This is a genomic window from Variovorax sp. LjRoot290, from assembly GCF_964253985.1.
GTDB lineage: Bacteria > Pseudomonadota > Gammaproteobacteria > Burkholderiales > Burkholderiaceae_C > Variovorax.
Genome location: NZ_CAXURW020000001.1, coordinates 18025 through 33989, shown reverse-complemented (window position 1 = coordinate 33989; position 15965 = coordinate 18025). Strand labels below are relative to the sequence as shown.

The 15965-nt window shown below is 68.5% G+C and carries 13 protein-coding genes; 9 read left to right on the top strand and 4 right to left on the bottom strand.

Annotated features, from left to right (window positions below):
* Positions 1-86: 86 nt before the first annotated feature.
* Positions 87-854 (top strand): TIGR04325 family methyltransferase, encoded by a 768-nt coding sequence (locus tag ACSQ9A_RS00165; RefSeq protein ID WP_436302250.1) that lies wholly within the window; start codon positions 87-89, stop codon positions 852-854.
* An 81-nt stretch (positions 855-935) separates the two neighbouring features.
* On the opposite strand, the gene ACSQ9A_RS00160 is transcribed toward ACSQ9A_RS00165, so the two are convergent.
* The gene (locus ACSQ9A_RS00160) at positions 936-1871 is read right to left on the bottom strand and encodes a YcjF family protein (RefSeq protein ID WP_436302249.1); all 936 of its coding nucleotides are present in this window, start codon (positions 1869-1871) and stop codon (positions 936-938) included.
* A 77-nt stretch (positions 1872-1948) separates the two neighbouring features.
* On the opposite strand from ACSQ9A_RS00160, the gene creB reads away from it, so the two are divergent.
* Both creB and creC read left to right on the top strand, forming a co-directional pair.
* A complete protein-coding gene (creB, locus tag ACSQ9A_RS00155) occupies positions 1949-2701 on the top strand; it encodes a two-component system response regulator CreB (RefSeq protein ID WP_436302248.1) in 753 nt (250 codons plus the stop codon).
* Between the two features lie 121 nt (positions 2702-2822).
* A complete protein-coding gene (gene creC / locus ACSQ9A_RS00150; RefSeq protein WP_436302247.1) occupies positions 2823-4259 on the top strand; it encodes a two-component system sensor histidine kinase CreC in 1437 nt (478 codons plus the stop codon).
* Positions 4260-4263: 4 nt separating this feature from the next.
* Here the strand turns inward: creC and ACSQ9A_RS00145 are convergent, their stop codons facing one another.
* Positions 4264-6606: a penicillin-binding protein 1A gene (locus ACSQ9A_RS00145; protein WP_436302246.1), complete on the bottom strand. Its 2343-nt coding sequence runs from the start codon at positions 6604-6606 to the stop codon at positions 4264-4266.
* Positions 6603-8006: a cell envelope integrity protein CreD gene (gene creD / locus ACSQ9A_RS00140; protein ID WP_436302245.1), complete on the bottom strand. Its 1404-nt coding sequence runs from the start codon at positions 8004-8006 to the stop codon at positions 6603-6605. The genes ACSQ9A_RS00145 and creD overlap by 4 nt, the downstream gene beginning before the upstream one ends.
* A gap of 195 nt (positions 8007-8201) precedes the next feature.
* Between creD and ACSQ9A_RS00135 the strand changes: the two genes are divergently transcribed.
* Genes ACSQ9A_RS00135 through ACSQ9A_RS00120 form a run of 4 tightly spaced genes read left to right on the top strand, consistent with a single transcriptional unit; the run spans position 8202 to position 13067 of the window.
* A complete protein-coding gene (locus ACSQ9A_RS00135; protein ID WP_436302244.1) occupies positions 8202-10286 on the top strand; it encodes a VIT and vWA domain-containing protein in 2085 nt (694 codons plus the stop codon).
* Positions 10287-10296: 10 nt separating this feature from the next.
* Positions 10297-11232 (top strand): exosortase Q, encoded by a 936-nt coding sequence (gene xrtQ, locus ACSQ9A_RS00130; protein ID WP_436302243.1) that lies wholly within the window; start codon positions 10297-10299, stop codon positions 11230-11232.
* On the top strand, positions 11210-11785 hold the full coding sequence (locus ACSQ9A_RS00125) for a hypothetical protein (RefSeq protein WP_436302242.1): 576 nt from the start codon (positions 11210-11212) through the stop codon (positions 11783-11785). Before xrtQ ends, ACSQ9A_RS00125 begins: the two co-directional genes overlap by 23 nt.
* 10 nt (positions 11786-11795) lie before the next feature.
* A complete protein-coding gene (locus ACSQ9A_RS00120; protein ID WP_436302241.1) occupies positions 11796-13067 on the top strand; it encodes a biosynthetic peptidoglycan transglycosylase in 1272 nt (423 codons plus the stop codon).
* Positions 13068-13085: 18 nt separating this feature from the next.
* Here ACSQ9A_RS00120 and ACSQ9A_RS00115 read toward each other — a convergent pair whose 3' ends face one another.
* The gene (locus ACSQ9A_RS00115) at positions 13086-13415 is read right to left on the bottom strand and encodes a Fic family protein (RefSeq protein ID WP_436306227.1); all 330 of its coding nucleotides are present in this window, start codon (positions 13413-13415) and stop codon (positions 13086-13088) included.
* Positions 13416-13435: 20 nt separating this feature from the next.
* Here ACSQ9A_RS00115 and ACSQ9A_RS00110 point away from each other — a divergent pair, with 20 nt between their 5' ends.
* Together ACSQ9A_RS00110 and ACSQ9A_RS00105 are read left to right on the top strand one after the other, a co-directional pair.
* Complete coding sequence (locus ACSQ9A_RS00110; RefSeq protein WP_436302240.1) at positions 13436-14545, top strand: ABC transporter ATP-binding protein; 1110 nt, start codon at positions 13436-13438, stop codon at positions 14543-14545.
* A gap of 52 nt (positions 14546-14597) precedes the next feature.
* Entirely contained in the window at positions 14598-15872 is a 1275-nt protein-coding gene (locus ACSQ9A_RS00105) for an ABC transporter substrate-binding protein (RefSeq protein WP_093107017.1), read from the top strand.
* The last annotated feature ends 93 nt before the right edge of the window (positions 15873-15965 follow it).

Here is a 15965-nt window from a genome sequence, read left to right as displayed (position 1 = left end):
GACACCGAGAATGCACGAAACAGTTGAATACTTTTGTTTCAAAGTGCAAAATATGCGCTGCATCCACCGTGAGCAAAGAGGCTTCCATGCTGTCGAATCTGCTGCCGTCATCGGTCCGCGAAGCTGCCTACCGGCGCAAGTTCCTGGACAACCGCGAAGAGAACCTGTTCATGGGTTCCTTCGAGAGCTTCGCCGCTGCCGAAGCCGGCGCGCCGCCCTCCAAGGCCATCGGATACGACAACGCCCCGGCGGACGCCTTCTACAGTCACCAGGTCGCTTTCTACGACTACCCGGGCCTCTTCTGGCTCGGCCGCGCGCTCGACGACGGCATGCGCAGCATCTTCGACCTGGGCGGCCATGTCGGCATCAAGTACTACGCCTTCCGCCGCATGCTCAACTACCCTGCCGACCTGCGTTGGACCGTCTGCGACGTGCCTAACGTGGTGGCGAGCGGCCGGGAGCTCGCGGTGCAGCGCGAGGCCAGCGCGCAGCTCAGCTTCACCACCGATTGGCGCGACGCGAGCGGCTGCGACGTGCTCTACGCCTCGGGCAGCCTGCAGTACCTGCCGACGCGCATGTCCGAGATCATTGCCGCGCTGCCCGTGAAGCCACGGCGCATCGTGCTCAACACGACGGCGGTGCATCCCGAGCGCACGCTCTACACGCTCAACAGCATCGGCTTTGCCGTCTGTCCCTACCGGATCCAGCACCACGACGAGCTCCTCGCCGAGCTCGCCGAATCCGGCTACAAGCGGCGCGACGCCTGGCGCAACGAGGGCAAGCCGATCGAGGTGCCCTTCGTCGACGGCGGCGACAAGCCCTACTACGCGGGCTGCTGCTTCGATTTGCACTAGGCCGGCGCCGGGCCGCCCCAAGGCGGCCTGCACCCCCTCGGGGGGCAGCGAGTACACGAAGTGACGGAGCGTGGGGGCCAGCTAGGCGCTGCGCACCATCGACAAGATCTTGCCGGCATCGAGCGTGCGCGCCTTCTCCTGCATCGCAGGCAGGTAGCGCGTCTGCAGGCCTTGCGCTTCCTGCGTGACGCTCGCATACGCTTCCTTCAGCATCTGCGTCGACAGCGTGCGGCCGCCTGCGTAGTAGCGCTTGGCGACATGGCCCAGCGCATAGGTGATCGCGAAGCTCATGCCCGAGCTCACCGCCTGCTTGGCGAGGCCGCGCAGCATTCCGCCGCCGACCTTGCCGAGCAGGCCGCCCAGCAGCTTGCGGCCGGCCTGTTCGAGGTACTGCGAAGTCAGGCCGACGCCCACCGTGGCGAGGAAGTCCTTCACATGGCCGCTGTCGAGCTCGTAGCCGTGCGCGCGGCCGATGCGATAGACCAGCTTCATCTGCAGCGGGATGATGGCCATGGTCGAGAGCGTCTCGGGCAGCAGCTCGAGCGCGCCGTTCAGGATCGCGGCGTTGAGGATCGCCTGGTCGAGCTCGGCGTTGTCGACCGTGGCGGACGGTGCAGCAGCGGCAACGGCCGTCGACAGCGGCACCGCCGCGATCTCCTCGGCCTCCTTCGCGAACTGCTTCGCCGCCGGCGCATCAAGCCCGAGCGAAGTGCGCACGTCGGCGAGGAACATGCGCTCGGCCTCCGACTGCGTGCCGTCGGCATCGCAGACGCAGACCGCCATCTCGTAGGCGAGCTGCTTCGATTCGGAACTCTTCAATTCAGCAGCCACCGCAGGCAGCGAAACGCGCTTCATCAGCACGTCCCGGTAGAGCATCGGCAGCTGCACGCCGTCGGCCTCAGAGAGTCCTTCGGCAATGCGCTTGATCTCGGCGCGTTCGCGCTCGTGCTTCTCGCCGTCGACAAAGGCTGCCAGCAGGCTGAGGGTGACGATGGCCCGGGTTTCGGATGGGGTCACGGTGCGGTTCTCCAGAATGCAAGACCCTGTTCGTTCGAGCTGCGGCGCAAAGGTTCCGGCCGGCTACCATCCGGCCCATGCCCTTCAACCCCCGGATCCTGATCGCCGAAGACGAGTCGGGCATCGCCGACACCCTGCAGTACGTGCTCAAGACCGACGGCTTCGTGCCCGTCTGGTGCGCCACGGCCGAGGAGGCCATCGCGCAGTTCGCGGCCGATCCGCCCGCGCTCGCGATCCTGGACGTGGGCCTGCCCGACATGAACGGCTTCGAGCTCTTCAAGCGCCTGCAGGCCTTGAACCGCGAAGCCGGCGGCGCCGAGGTGCCGATGCTCTTCCTCACGGCGCGCAGCGACGAGATCGACCGCGTGGTCGGCCTCGAGCTCGGCGCCGACGACTACATCGCCAAGCCCTTCTCGCCGCGCGAACTGGTGGCGCGCGTGCGCACGATCCTGCGGCGCAGCGGGCGCGGCAATGGCGCCTCGATGCCGGCAACGCCCGTTGCACCGGCGGCCACTCCACCCACCACGCCCTTCGCGCTCGACGCCGAGCGCATGCAGATCCGCTACTACGGCCGCCTGCTCGAACTCTCGCGCTACGAGTACGGGCTGCTGCGCCTGCTGATCCAGCGCCCGGGCCGCGTGTTCACACGCGACGAGTTGCTGCGACTGGTCTGGGACGATGCCAGCGACAGCTTCGACCGCACGGTCGACGCGCACGTCAAGACCCTGCGCGCCAAGCTGCGCGCCATCGCGCCGGAGGTCGAGGCCATCCGAACCTTGCGCGGCACAGGCTATGCGCTCAACGAAGAGCTGCCGGCGAATCGGAGATGAGCATCAGGCCGGCAACGGGCCGCCAGCGCGGCGAAGTCCGCGCTTCGCGCAGACGGGCGGCCTGCAGCTTCCTCCTCGGGGGGCAGCGAGGACACGCAGTGCCGAGCGTGGGGGCCATCCCTTGAGTCGCAGAACCCGCATCTTCATCGGCATCCTGCTGATCTACACGGCGGGCATCGCCTTCCTGCTCTACCGCGTGGTGTCCGACATCGACCCGCGCTACCGCGAGTCGGCCGAGGAGTCGCTGGTCGAGACCTCGCAGCTAATGGCCAGCCTGATCGAGCAGGACGTGATCGCCGGCGCGATCAACACCGCGCGGCTGGAGCCGGTGTTCCGCTCGGCCTACGCGCGCCAGTTCTCGGCCCAGATCTACAACCTGCACAAGAGCCGCGTCGAGCTGCGCATCTACGTCACCGACCGCAGCGGCCGCGTGCTCTTCGATTCGCTCGGCCGCAGCGGCGGCGCCGACTTCTCGAAGTGGAGCGACGTGAGCCGCACCCTGGCCGGCGTCTACGGCGCGCGCACTTCGCGCGACATCGAAGGCGACCCGATGACCTCCGTGATGTACGCGGCTGCCCCGATACGCTGGAACAACGAGATCGTCGGCGTGGTCAGCGTCGGCAAGCCGGTGCAAAGCTTCGGCCAGTTCGTCGAGGACGCACGCGCCCGCACGCTGTGGGTCGGCGTCGGCTCGGCCTTCGCACTGCTGGTGCTGGCGCTCATCATGTCGGTCTGGCTGGTGCGGCCCTTCGGCCTGATCTCCGACTACCTGCGCTGGCTGCGCAGCCAGCGCAGCTGGAGCCTCGCGCGCATGGTGCGCCGCGCGGTCGATACGCTGCGCAGCGGCTTCGGCGAGATGCGCGACGCGCTAACCGGCCGCAGCTATGTCGCCGACTACGTGCAGACCTTCACGCACGAGATCAAGAGCCCGCTGTCGGCGATCCGCGGCGCGGCCGAGCTGTTGCAGGAACCCTCGATGCCCCAGGCCGAGCGCGAACGCTTCCTCGCCAACATCGCAAGCGAGACCGAGCGCATCCAGGAGATCGTCGACCGCATGATGGAGCTGACGGCGCTCGAAACCCAGCGCGCGCTGGAGCGCAGCGAGCCGGTCGCGCTGGCGCCGCTGCTGCGGGAAGTGGCGGCGAGCGCCCAGGGCGCAGCGGCGGCGCGTGAGATCCGCCTGCATGTCGCGATCGACACCGAGGTCCGCGTCGAGGGCGATCCCTTCCTCTTGCGCCGCGCGGTCAGCAACCTGCTCGACAACGCGATCGACTTCTCGCCGCCGGGCGCCGAGGTCGCGCTCGCGCTGCACGCCGGCGCGCGCGAGGCCCGCATCACCGTGCGCGACCACGGCCGCGGCATTCCCGACTATGCGAAAGACAAGGTGTTCGAGAAGTTCTATTCGCTTGCGCGCCCGCACAGCCAGAAGAAGAGCACCGGCCTCGGCCTGGCCTTCGTGAAAGAGATCGCGGCGCTGCACCGCGGCCGCATCGAGCTTGCGAACGCGCCGCGCGGCGGCGCGCTCGCGACGCTCACGCTGCCGCTGGCGTCGCACTAAGGCTCTATCTGAAAAAGTCGAGGATCCGGTTGCGTTCCTCCGGCGGCGGCATCGCGCTGACCGGCACCGCGGCGAGCGCCTCGGCCGGCGGTGTAGGGCCGGTCTCGATGCCCAGGCTGGTGATGCCGCGGCCCGGCGCGTAGTCGTCGTAGTACCACTCGCCGTCCACCTTCACCACGCCGTCGGGCGCCGGCAGCTCGGCCACCGGCACGCCCTGCAGCGCCGCCTGCATGTAGCCGGTCCAGATCGGCAGGCTCAGGCTGCCACCGGTCTCGCCGCGAACGCCCAGCTGGCGCGGCGTGTCGTAGCCGATCCAGGCAATGCCGACGCGGCTCGGCTGGAAGCCGGCGAACCAGGTGTCGATCGAATCATTGGTGGTGCCGGTCTTGCCGTAGAGGTCGCGGCGCTGGAGCGCCTGATAGGCCTTGAAACCGGTGCCGTTCGTGACCACGCTTTGCAGCAGCGAACTCATGACGAAGGCGTTGCGCTGCGGGATGGCGCGCGCGCTTTCGTCGCGCGCCGGCGGCTCGGCCTCGACCAGCACCTGGCCCTTGGGGTCGGTGATGCGCGTCACGAGCCAGGGGCTGACGCGATAGCCCCCGTTCGCAAAGACACCGTACGCGGCCGCCATCTGCATTGGCGTGACCGAGCCTGCGCCGAGCGCCATCGGCAGGTAGGCCGGATGCTTCGCACGCTCGAATCCGAAGTTGCCGATCCAGTCCTGCGCGTAGCGCGGGCCGATCGATTCGAGCACCCGGATCGTGACCATGTTCTTCGATTGTTCGAGCGCATGGCGCAGCGACATCGGCCCTCCGAAAGTGCCGTCGTAGTTCTTCGGCTCCCACGGTTGGCTTCCGGTCGCGGCCCGGTCGAAGAACAGCGGCGCATCGTTGACGATGGTGCCCGGCGTGAAGCCTTTCTCGAGCGCGGCCGAATAGATGAAGGGCTTGAAGCTCGAGCCCGGCTGGCGCCAGGCCTGCGTCACGTGGTTGAACTTGCTCTTGCCGAAATCGAAGCCGCCCACCAGCGCCTTGATCGCACCGTCGCGCGGGTCGAGCGCAACGAAGGCGCCTTCGACTTCCGGCATCTGGACGATCTCCCACGCGCCCTTGGGCGTCTTCGCGACGCGGATCACCGCGCCGCGCCGCACGCGCACGTTCGGGGCCGCGCGCTGCGACAGGCCGGCCTGCGCGAGGCGCAGGCCCTCGCCCGTGATGCTCAATTGGTCGCCGTTGGCACGCACGGCGCTGACTTCCTTCGCGTCGGCCTGCAGCACCACGGCGGAGAGAACGTCGTCGTTGTCGGGATGCTCGGCCAGGGCCTCATCGACGGCATCGTCGAGCTCGGCGGGATCGGCGGGCAGATCGACGAAGCGCTCGGGACCACGATAGGGCTGGCGCCGCTCGTAGTCCATGATGCCGCGGCGCAGCGCCTTGTACGCCGCCGCCTGGTCGGCCGCGACGAGCGAGGTCGTGACCTTGAGGCCGCGCGTGTAGATGCTGCTGCCGTACTGCGCGTACATCAACTGGCGCACCGTCTCGGCCACGTATTCCGCATGCAGGCGCTTCGGCTCGGAAGGGTCGCGCAGATGCAGCACCTCCTTCTTCGCCTCCACCGCCTGCGCGGCGGTGATCGCACCGACTTCCTGCATGCGGTCGAGCACGTACAACTGGCGGGCCCGCGCGCGACGCGGGTTCTTCAGCGGGTTGTTGGCATCGGGCGCCTTCGGCACACCCGCCAGCATGGCGGCCTCCGCGAGCGTGATGTCCTTCAAGGGCTTGCCGAAATAAACCTCCGAAGCCGCGGCGAAGCCATAGGCGCGGTGGCCGAGGAAGATCTGGTTCAGGTAGATCTCGAGGATCTGGTCCTTGCTGAGCCACTCTTCGAGCCGGAACGCGAGCAGCGCCTCGTAGATCTTGCGCGTCAGCGTGCGCTCCGAGCTCAGGTAGACGTTGCGCGCCACCTGCTGGGTGATGGTGGACGCACCCTGGCGCGTGCCATGCCGCAGGTTCGCGAGCACCGCGCGCAGCAGGCCCTTGGCATCGACGCCGCCATGCTCGTAGAAGCGCGCATCCTCGACCGCGACCACCGCGTCCTTCAGCGACCGGGGCATGTCGGCGATCGGGATGAGCTGGCGCCGCTCTTCGCCGAACTCGCCGATCAGCACGCCGTCGGAAGTGAAGACCCGAAGCGGCAGCTTGGGCCGGTAGTCGGAAAGCTCCGAGACATCCGGCAGCTTCGGATAGATCACCGCCACGGCGATGCCGGCAGCGCACAGCAGCGCGACCGCGCCGCCCGCCGCCACGGTCGCGCTCCAGAACAGAAGGCGTCGCAAGCCGGGCTTCATGACTGCGCTCCGGCAGCGGCGACAGTCTTGCCGCCTCCGGTCGACAAGGCATACCAGTCGACCTTGCGCGTCGCCAGCATCAGCACGGCGAGCATGCCGAAGATCAGCAAGGCGCCGAGCAGCAGCGCGTTGCTCTCCGACGCAAGCAGCCCGTAGAGCGCGCCGTAGAGCAGCGCCACATAGGCGCCGAAGGAGGCGCCACGCCGCCAGCCGCCCAGCACCGCGCTGAAGTACGCCGCCAGCAGCAGCACGCTGGCACCCGCCGCGCCGGCATAGGCCAGCCAGAACGCCACCTTTTCGGACAGCGCCAGGAGGAGCAGGAAGAACAGCGCGATCGAGAGACCGACGAGCCCGTACTGCACCGGATGCAGACGCAGCTTGCGGAACAGCTCGAACATGAAGGCCGCCATCAGCACCAGGCCGATGAACAGGAGGCCGTACTTCACCGCCCGCGTGGACATCGAATAGACGTTGAGCGGCTGCGCGAGCGAGACGTCGAAGCTCTGCAGCGCTGCAGGCGCCTTGGCGCTCTTCATGCCGCCGCGCACTTCCTCACGCGCCGAAGTCACGAGCGAGGAGACGCGCCAGCGCGCATCGAAGCCCTGATCGGTCACGGTGCGCTCCGAAGCCAGGAAGCGGCCCCCGAAGCTCGGATGCGCCCAGGGCGATGTCAGATGCGCCGTGGTCTCCTCGCCGATCGGCACCATCGACAGCTTCTCCTGACCGACCAGCCCGAGCTTGAGCTGGAAGGGCAGCGGCTGCTTCGCCTGCCATGCCGCCAGCGCGCTGCCTGCGAGCGGCGCATGAATGCCGCTCGCAAGCCAGGCCTCGTCGGCCAGGCCAGGCAGGCGCTGCTGGAAGCGCAGCGTCTCGGCGCCGACCTGCAGCGCGGGCGAACCGTCGAGCCCGCGCAGGTCGCTGACGTTGAAGGCCACGTACGGCGGCTTGAACTCGATCGTCGAACCCTTCTCGCTCGACGGCACCACGGCCGCATCGAAGGCCGCGAAGGCGCCGGCCAGCGACGCGTTCAGCGTGTAGAAGGGAATCCTGAAGATCCCGCGATAGCGCTCCTGGGGCGCCAGGCTGCCCTCGATGTGCAGCTTGTCCGGAAAGAGCAGGTGCGCCAGCTCCTTGCTGCGCCCTTCCTGGCCGACGATTCGGCCCTGCGCGTCGCGCAGCGGTTCCATCCAGCGCTCCACGTAGGGCACGACCAGCAAGGGCCCGATCACGGTTTGTGCGCCCGCATAGGTGGCGGCGAGCTCCTGCGCTGCCACCTGCTGGCTGTGGCCGCGCTCGCGGTTGAGCGATTCGATCTGGCCGAGCGGGATGCACAACAGCAGGGTCAGGGCCAGGAGGCCGAAGACCTTGAGCAGCACGGAATTTCGAAGTGTCTGAAGCATGAGGGTTCTCTCCTCGTCGATGACGATGCGGCGATGCTCGCGCCACGATCCGAAGCGCATATGAAGTGCGGCCTCCCGCGCACTTCACACGGACTTCACACAGCGCTTTTCGCTTCAAACAGGCTTCCAACTGTCTTCGAGTCCGCGCTCGACAGTGGCTGCCGTGCACCGTTGCACGACCACCGGATCACCACCATGGAAGCCACCACAACCCGTCCCGGCCGCTGGCTCTGGCTCGCGACACTGGGTCTCGCAAGCACTTGCTTCTTGCTGCTCGTCGCCCGGCCGCTGCATGCGCAGGAAGCGACCGGCCCGCGCCTCGCGACCGAGAGCCCCTACTTCTTCGTCAAGAGCGACGACCCTTCGATCGACCGCCTGCCGCTCAAGAACACCGAGGTCGACGTGAAGATCTCGGGCGTGATCGCCGACGTTCGCGTCACGCAGACCTACCGCAACGAGGGTTCGCGCGCGATCGAGGCGAAGTACGTGTTCCCGGGTTCGACCAAGGCCGCGGTCGGCGGCCTCAACGTGCGGCTCGCCGACCGCCTGATCACCGCGCAGATCCGCGAGAAGCAGCAGGCGCGCATCGACTACGACAACGCGAAGAAGGAAGGCAAGACCGCCGCGCTGCTGGAGCAGCACCTGCCCAACGTGTTCCAGATGAACGTCGCGAACATCCTGCCGGGCGACGACGTCAAGGTGGAGCTGCGCTACACCGAACTGCTGGTGCCGCAGGCGGGCAACTACCAGTTCGTGTTTCCGACGGTGGTGGGGCCGCGCTACAACAGCCCGCAGTCGCAGAACAGGGATGCGAAGTGGGTGGCGCAGCCGACGCTGCGCGAAGGCGTGGCGCCGAACACCGCGTTCAAACTGAAGGTCGCGCTCGACACGCCACTCGGCATCAAGGAAATCCGCTCGGCCACGCACGCGATCGACATCCGCAAGAACAACGACAACCAGCACGCCGACGTCGCACTTGCGCAGAGCGGCGAGCCCGCCAACAACCGCGACTTCGTGCTCGACTACCGGCTCGCCGGCGAGAAGATCGAGTCGGGCCTCATGCTCTACAGGGGCCAAGGCGGCAATGACGGGAATGGCGCGGAGAACTTCTTCCTCGCGATGGTCGAGCCGCCCAAGTCGGTCGCGGCCAATGCGATCTCGCCGCGCGACTACATCTTCGTGGTCGACATCTCGGGCTCGATGCACGGCTTCCCGCTCGACACGGCCAAGGTCGTCCTCGAAAGACTGATCGGCGGGCTGCGTCCCAGCGACACCTTCAACGTGCTGCTGTTCTCGGGCAGCAACAGGATGCTCTCGCCGCAATCGGTGCCCGCGACGCGTGCCAACATCGAGCAGGCGTTGTCCACCATCAAGAACTACAACGGCAGCGGCAGCACCGAGCTGATCCCGGCGCTGAAGCGCGTCTATGCCGAGCCCAAGGCCGAGAACGTGTCGCGCACCGTGGTGGTCGTGACGGACGGCTACGTGACGGTCGAGCGCGAAGCCTTCGAGCTGGTGCGCAAGAACCTCGGCCGTGCCAACGTCTTCGCCTTCGGCATCGGCAGCTCGGTCAACCGGCACCTGATGGAAGGCCTGGCCCGCGCCGGCATGGGCGAGCCCTTCATCATCACCGACCCGATCCAGGCACCGGAGCAGGCGGCGCGCTTCCGCCGCATGGTCGAGTCGCCGGTGCTCACCAATGTGAAAGCCACCTTCGGCGGCCTCGACGTGTACGACGTGGAGCCGCAGGCGCTGCCCGACGTGCTCGGTGAACGCCCAGTGATCGTGTTCGGCAAGTGGCGCGGCGAAGCCAAGGGCCGCGTCATCATCGAGGGCCAAAGCGCCGACGGCCCGTACCGCCAGGAAGTGCGCATCGACGACGCGACGCGCCAGGATGCCGCCGCGCTGCGCAGCCTCTGGGCTCGCCACCGCATCGCGAGCCTGAGCGACCAGGAAGCGCTGGAAGGCGGCGACGCCTTCAAGCAGCGCATCACCGATCTCGGCCTGCGCTACGGCCTGCTCACGCAGTACACCAGCTTCATCGCGGTCGACAAGGTGGTGCGCAACATGGCGCCACAAGACGCCACGAGCGTCGACCAGCCGCAGCCGTTGCCCAAGGGCGTGAGCGAACTGGCGCTGGGCCAGGGCCAGAGCCTGGGCGCCGCAGTGCCGAGCACGCCCGAACCCGAAACCCTGGGCGCGATCGCGGTCGTGCTCTCCATGCTGGCCATGCTGCGCCGCCGCGCACGCCGCCACGACGCACGCCGGTACACAGCTTGAGGACCGCGACATGACCCTCGCTCAGCTCGCCCAAACCCATCCCCGCGTCTTCGACTGGGGCATCCAACTCGACCGCGCACCGGCCGCCGCCTGGCTGGCGCTGCAGGCCGCTGCGCTGACGCCGACCTGGCTCTGGATGGCCCGACGCCTGCGCGACGGCTCCGACGATCCGCTCGGTCTGCTCGCGCTCGCGGCGCTGGCCGTGCTGGCCTGGAGGCTTCGGCATTCGCTGCGCGCCGCGCCCCGGCTCGGCTGGCTCGCGCTGGCCAGCGCCGGCACGCTGGCCGCGACCTTGCTGCGCACCGGGCCCGGCGTGATGCCGGCGCTGCCGCCGCTCGCCGCCGGCCTGATCGCCGTGCTGGCGCAGGCCGCAGGCCTGCTGGCCTTCTTGCCCAGGCGCGTCGCAGCCCTGCCGGTCGTCGGCCTGGCGGTGCTCGCACTGCCGCTGCTCTCATCGCTGCAGTTCTATGCCGGCTACCCGCTGCGCGTGATCACGGCCGAAGCCAGCCGCTGGCTGCTGGCGCCGGGTTTCAGCATGGCGCGCGAGGGCACCAGCCTTCTCGTCGAAGGCCGGCTGGTGATCGTCGACGCACCCTGCTCCGGCGTGCAGATGGTCTGGCTCGGCTACTTCACGGCCTGCGCGGTGGCCCTCTGGGCCCGGCGCGGCGACCGCGGCTTCCTGGGCCGGCTGCCGGCCGTGGGCCTGCTGGTGCTGACCGGCAACATCCTGCGCAACAGCGTGCTGGTCGGCTTCGAAGGTGCGGGCCTCGCGCTCGCGCCCTGGCTGCACGAGGCGCTCGGCCTGGCCGTGCTCGCGCTGGTGTGCGGCGGCATCGCGTGGGCGATGGCACCGGCGCGCCGGCCGCAGGAGCGCTTCGTCCCCGCCGCCATCCCCGGTCTGATCACTTCCGCAGGAGGTCGCCGTGTCGACACCGCCCTTTCTTGAACGCTGCTTCGCCAACCGTTTCGTCAACCGCATCGCGCACAAGGCGGTCTTCGCCTTCGTCATGGGCCTGTGCCTCCTCTGGTCGGCCGCCTTCGCGCTGCGTCCGCAGGCCGCGCCGGCCATGGCCGCGGCCTTTCACGAGTGGCCCAGCCAATGGGACGGCGCCGCGCTGCGCCCGCTGGCCCTGAGCGAGGTCGAGCAGCGCTTTGCCGAGCGCTTTCCCGGCGCCATCGCACGCCTGACCGACGGCCGACAGACGCTGGTGCTGCGCGAGGTCAACGCGCCCACCCGCATGCTGCACCCGGCCGCCGACTGCTACCGCGCGCTCGGCTATCGCATCGAGCAGACGCTCCTTTCGCGCGATGCCCAGGCCCGACTGTGGCGTTGTTTCGTCACCGAAGGCCCCGGCGCGCAAAAGTTGCGCGTTTGCGAGCGCATCGTGGACGCCGAAGGCACGGCTTTCACCGACACTTCAGCCTGGTACTGGGCCGCAGTGAGCGGCCGATCCCACGGACCCTGGCAGGCTGTGACCCTGGCAAGACCGATCGAGTGAGAGACATTTCTTGAAGAAAGCGCTGCTCTACCTGTTTTTTGCGTTTCTGGCGCTGGTGCTGACGGCCGCGGTGGCCATCTACCTGGTCGTGAAACTGGCGCTGGCGCCCGGCCCCGACGAGTGGCCGACCCGCGTCAAGACGGGCCCCTTCAGCCTCAACGTCGGCGTTCCCACGGCGATCCGCCTCGCCACCTCCTCGTGGTTCGCACCCTGGCTCGACGGCCGTTCGCTCGACACGCGCCATGGCGTCATCCGCTTCGGCTGGAACGAGCCCACCACCACGCTCGAACTGCGCTGCGAGCCCTGCAGCGCCTCGGTGCCGGCGCTCGGCAGCGCGCCGATCCGGCTCGACAGCCTGCGCATCACGGCGCGGCGCGATGCCGGTTCGCTCAACGGCATGCTCGAAGCGGCGCCCGCCGCGACCACGGTGTCCACCGTCGCAGGCGACAACGTGCTGCGCGCTCGCTGGGACGGCCGGCTCACGCAGAAGACCCTGCAGCTCCACATCGATGCGCCCGAGGCGCCGATCGCGCGCTGGTACACGGTGCTGGCGCCCGGCCTGCCCGAGCTGCAGCGCGCCCGCATCGGCGGCACGCTGGGCCTGCGCGCGCAGGTCGACCTGCCGGCCGGCAGCTTCTCGCTGCATCCGCGCATCGAGCAGTTCACGGTCGAGGGCCTGGGCACCGAGGCCATGCTCAACGCCCGCAGCAGCTGCGGCGCGCCCGCGCGGCTGGCCAACGACAGCTGGCTCGCGCGCGCCGTGATCGCGGCGGAGGACCAGCGCTTCTTCACCCACCCCGGCTACGACCTGGCCGAGCTCACCGCCTCGATCGAAGCCAACCAGAAGGCCGGCCAGGTGGAGCGCGGCGGCAGCACGCTCACGCAGCAACTCGCGCGACTGGTCGCGACCGGCGGCGAGCGCAGCGCCGACCGCAAGCTGCGCGAGCTGCTCTATGCGGTCGAGATGGAGCAGACCCTGGGCAAGGCGCGCATCCTGCAGCTCTACCTCGACAACGCGCCCTGGGGCCCCAATCTCTGCGGCGCCGAGGCCGCCGCGCGCCGCTACTTCAAGCGCAGCGCGCGCAACCTCGAGCCGGCCCAGGCGGTCTGGCTGGCCGCGATGCTGAACAACCCGGGCCTGGCGGTCGATAAGTGGCAGCGCGACGGCAGGATCGACGGCGAACGCGCCAAGTCGGTGGCCGAGGGCTTGCGCGGCATCACGCGGCTCCAGCGTGAGGCGCTGATCCGGAACGTGGCCAACGCGCGCTTTGCACCACCCTGAAGCGACCCGCTGTAACGCTCAGCTTCGCGCGAACCGGAGCAAGGGCGCCACCTCGCCCGCATCGGCGGCCCGCAGCGCGTCGAGGTAACGGGTGCGCGGGTCGCCGCTTCCAACCAGCGAGTTGCTGCCCCAGGTGAAGCGCGGACGGGCAAGCCGCAGCACCAGCTCATCGGCCATCAGGCGCGCATGGCGTCCGTTGCCGTTGGGGAAGGCATGGATCGATACCAGCCGGTGGTGGAAGCTCACGGCCATTTCATCCGGCGCCGTGCTTGGCCGCAATGGCCGCGATGACCGGCGCACCAAGTCGGCGCACGGGCGTTCTGCGAAGACCTGGGGCCGCTGGCACATGTCTTGCGAAGTCGGCATCAATGGATGCTGTCACCGCCCTCCCGCCCGCAGCCGTTGAAATCGTCGCGCTCTCCAAGCGCTATGCCTCCGGCGCACCGCCGGCGGTGGACCAGATCGATCTGCGCATCGCCAGCGGCAGCTACTGCTGCCTGCTCGGCCCCTCGGGCTGCGGCAAGAGCACCACGCTGCGCATGGTCGCGGGGCACGAGTCGGTGTCCGGCGGCGACATCTTGCTGGACAACCGCAACATCACCAACCTGCCCGCCGCGGCGCGCGGCACTGCGATGATGTTCCAGAGCTTCGCGCTGTTTCCGCACCTCTCGGCGCTCGACAACGTGGCCTTCAGCCTCAAGATGAAGGGCGTCTCCAAGACCGAGCGCCACAAGCGGGCGGCGAACCTGCTCGAGCGCGTCGCCATGGGGCACCTGGCCGAGCGCAAGCCGGGCGAGCTCTCGGGCGGCCAGCAGCAGCGCGTGGCGCTGGCGCGGGCGCTCATCACCGAGCCGCGCGTGCTGCTGCTCGACGAGCCGCTGTCGGCACTCGACCCTTTTCTTCGCATCCAGATGCGCGCCGAACTGCGGCGCTGGCAGAAGGAGCTGGGCCTCACCTTCATCCATGTCACGCACTCGCAGGAGGAGGCGATGGCGCTGGCCGACACCATGGTGGTGATGAACCACGGGCTGATCGAGCAGGTCGGCTCGCCGCACCAGGTCTACAACCATCCGGCCAGCGAATTCGTCGCGCGCTTCATGGGGGGCCACAACGTGCTGGACACCCCCGAGGGACTGATCGCGGTGCGCAACGACCACATGCAGATCGCGCCCGCCGGCGCCAACGGCGAAGCCGGCCTCGCAGCCCACGTGACGGACGTCGAATACCAGGGCACCTACGTGCTGATGGGCCTCAGGCTCACGAGCGTGGCGCCGGAGCGCAGCGGCGTCTCGGTGCTGTTGTCGGAGAAGGCCTTCGGCATGCATCCCTATGCGGTCGGCGACGGCGTGTGCCTTTCTTGGTCGCCGGCCGATGCGCGTCCCCTGGGCCCCGGCGCCGTCCGCCCCAAGGGCGAACCGCCCGCCGGGCCGGTGTCGCGGCCTGCGCCCCTGTCCGCACTCGCGGCGATGGCGGCCTGATCGCCGCCGCTCATTTGTCCAGATTCATCACCGCACCATCAGGAGCCAAACCATGTCCGAACCGATCGATTCATCCACCAACAAGGGCGTACAGCGCCGCACCCTGCTCCAGGGCACCGCGGGCATCCTGGCGGCCGGCGTGTTCCCCGCCATCCACGCGCAGGAGAAGATCGTGCTGCGCTACCTCGGCACAGCCGTCAACCAGGACAAGGCGATCGCCGAGAAGTTCAAGGCCGACACCGGCATCGAGATCCAGTACGTGGCCGTCACCACCGACGACGTCACCAAGCGCGCCGTCACTGCGCCCAACAGCTTCGACCTGATCGACACCGAGTACTTCTCGCTCAAGAAGATCGTGCCCACCGGCAACCTGAAGGGCATCGACACCAGGAAGATCAAGAACGCCGACAAGATCACCTCGCTCTTCACCAAGGGCGAAGTGGCCGGCAAGAAAGTGGGCGACCAGGGCACCGCGCCCAAGAAGGTGATCTTTCTCGAGGGCGAGAAGAGCAAGGTGTTCGCGAAGTCGCCGACCCAGTTCATGTCGCTGATCCCGACCGTCTACAACGCCGACACGCTGGGCATCCGCCCCGACCTGATCAAGCGCCCGATCGAATCCTGGGCCGAGCTGCTGAACCCCGAGTTCAAGGGCAAGGCCGCGATCCTGAACATCCCCTCCATCGGCATCATGGACGCGGCGATGGTGGTGGAGTCCAAGGGCATCCACAAATACGCCGACAAGGGCAACATGACCAAGGCGGAGATCGACCTGACGATCAAGACCTTGATCGAAGCCAAGAAGGCCGGGCAGTTCCGGGCACTGTGGAAGGACTTCAACGAGTCGGTCAACCTGATGGCCTCGGGCGAGGTCGTGATCCAGTCGATGTGGTCGCCCGCCGTGACGGCCGTGCGCACCAAGGGCATCGCCTGCAACTTCCAGCCGCTCAAGGAGGGCTACCGCGCCTGGGCCGCCGGCTTCGGCCTGCCGGCCACGCTCTCGGGCAAGAAGCTCGACGGCGCCTACGAGTTCATCAACTGGTTCCTCGACGGCTGGGCCGGCGCGTATCTCAACCGCCAGGGCTACTACAGCGCCGTGCTCGAGACCGCCAAGGCCAAGATGGAGTCCTACGAGTGGGCCTACTGGATGGAAGGCAAGCCCGCCACGCAGGACATCAAGAGCCCCAACGGCGACCTGCTGGCCAAGACCGGCTCGGTGCGCGACGGCGGCAGCTACGAGCAGCGCATGGGCGGCATCGCGTGCTGGAACGCAGTGATGGACGAGAACGAGTACATGGTGAGGAAATGGAACGAGTTCGTTGCAGCGTGAGGGGTTTGACGCCCTCTCCCCCTGGGAGAGGGCGGGGGTGAGGGCAAGCAGCGCCCATCACCTGCCCTCACCCTAGCCCTCTCCCAGAGGGAG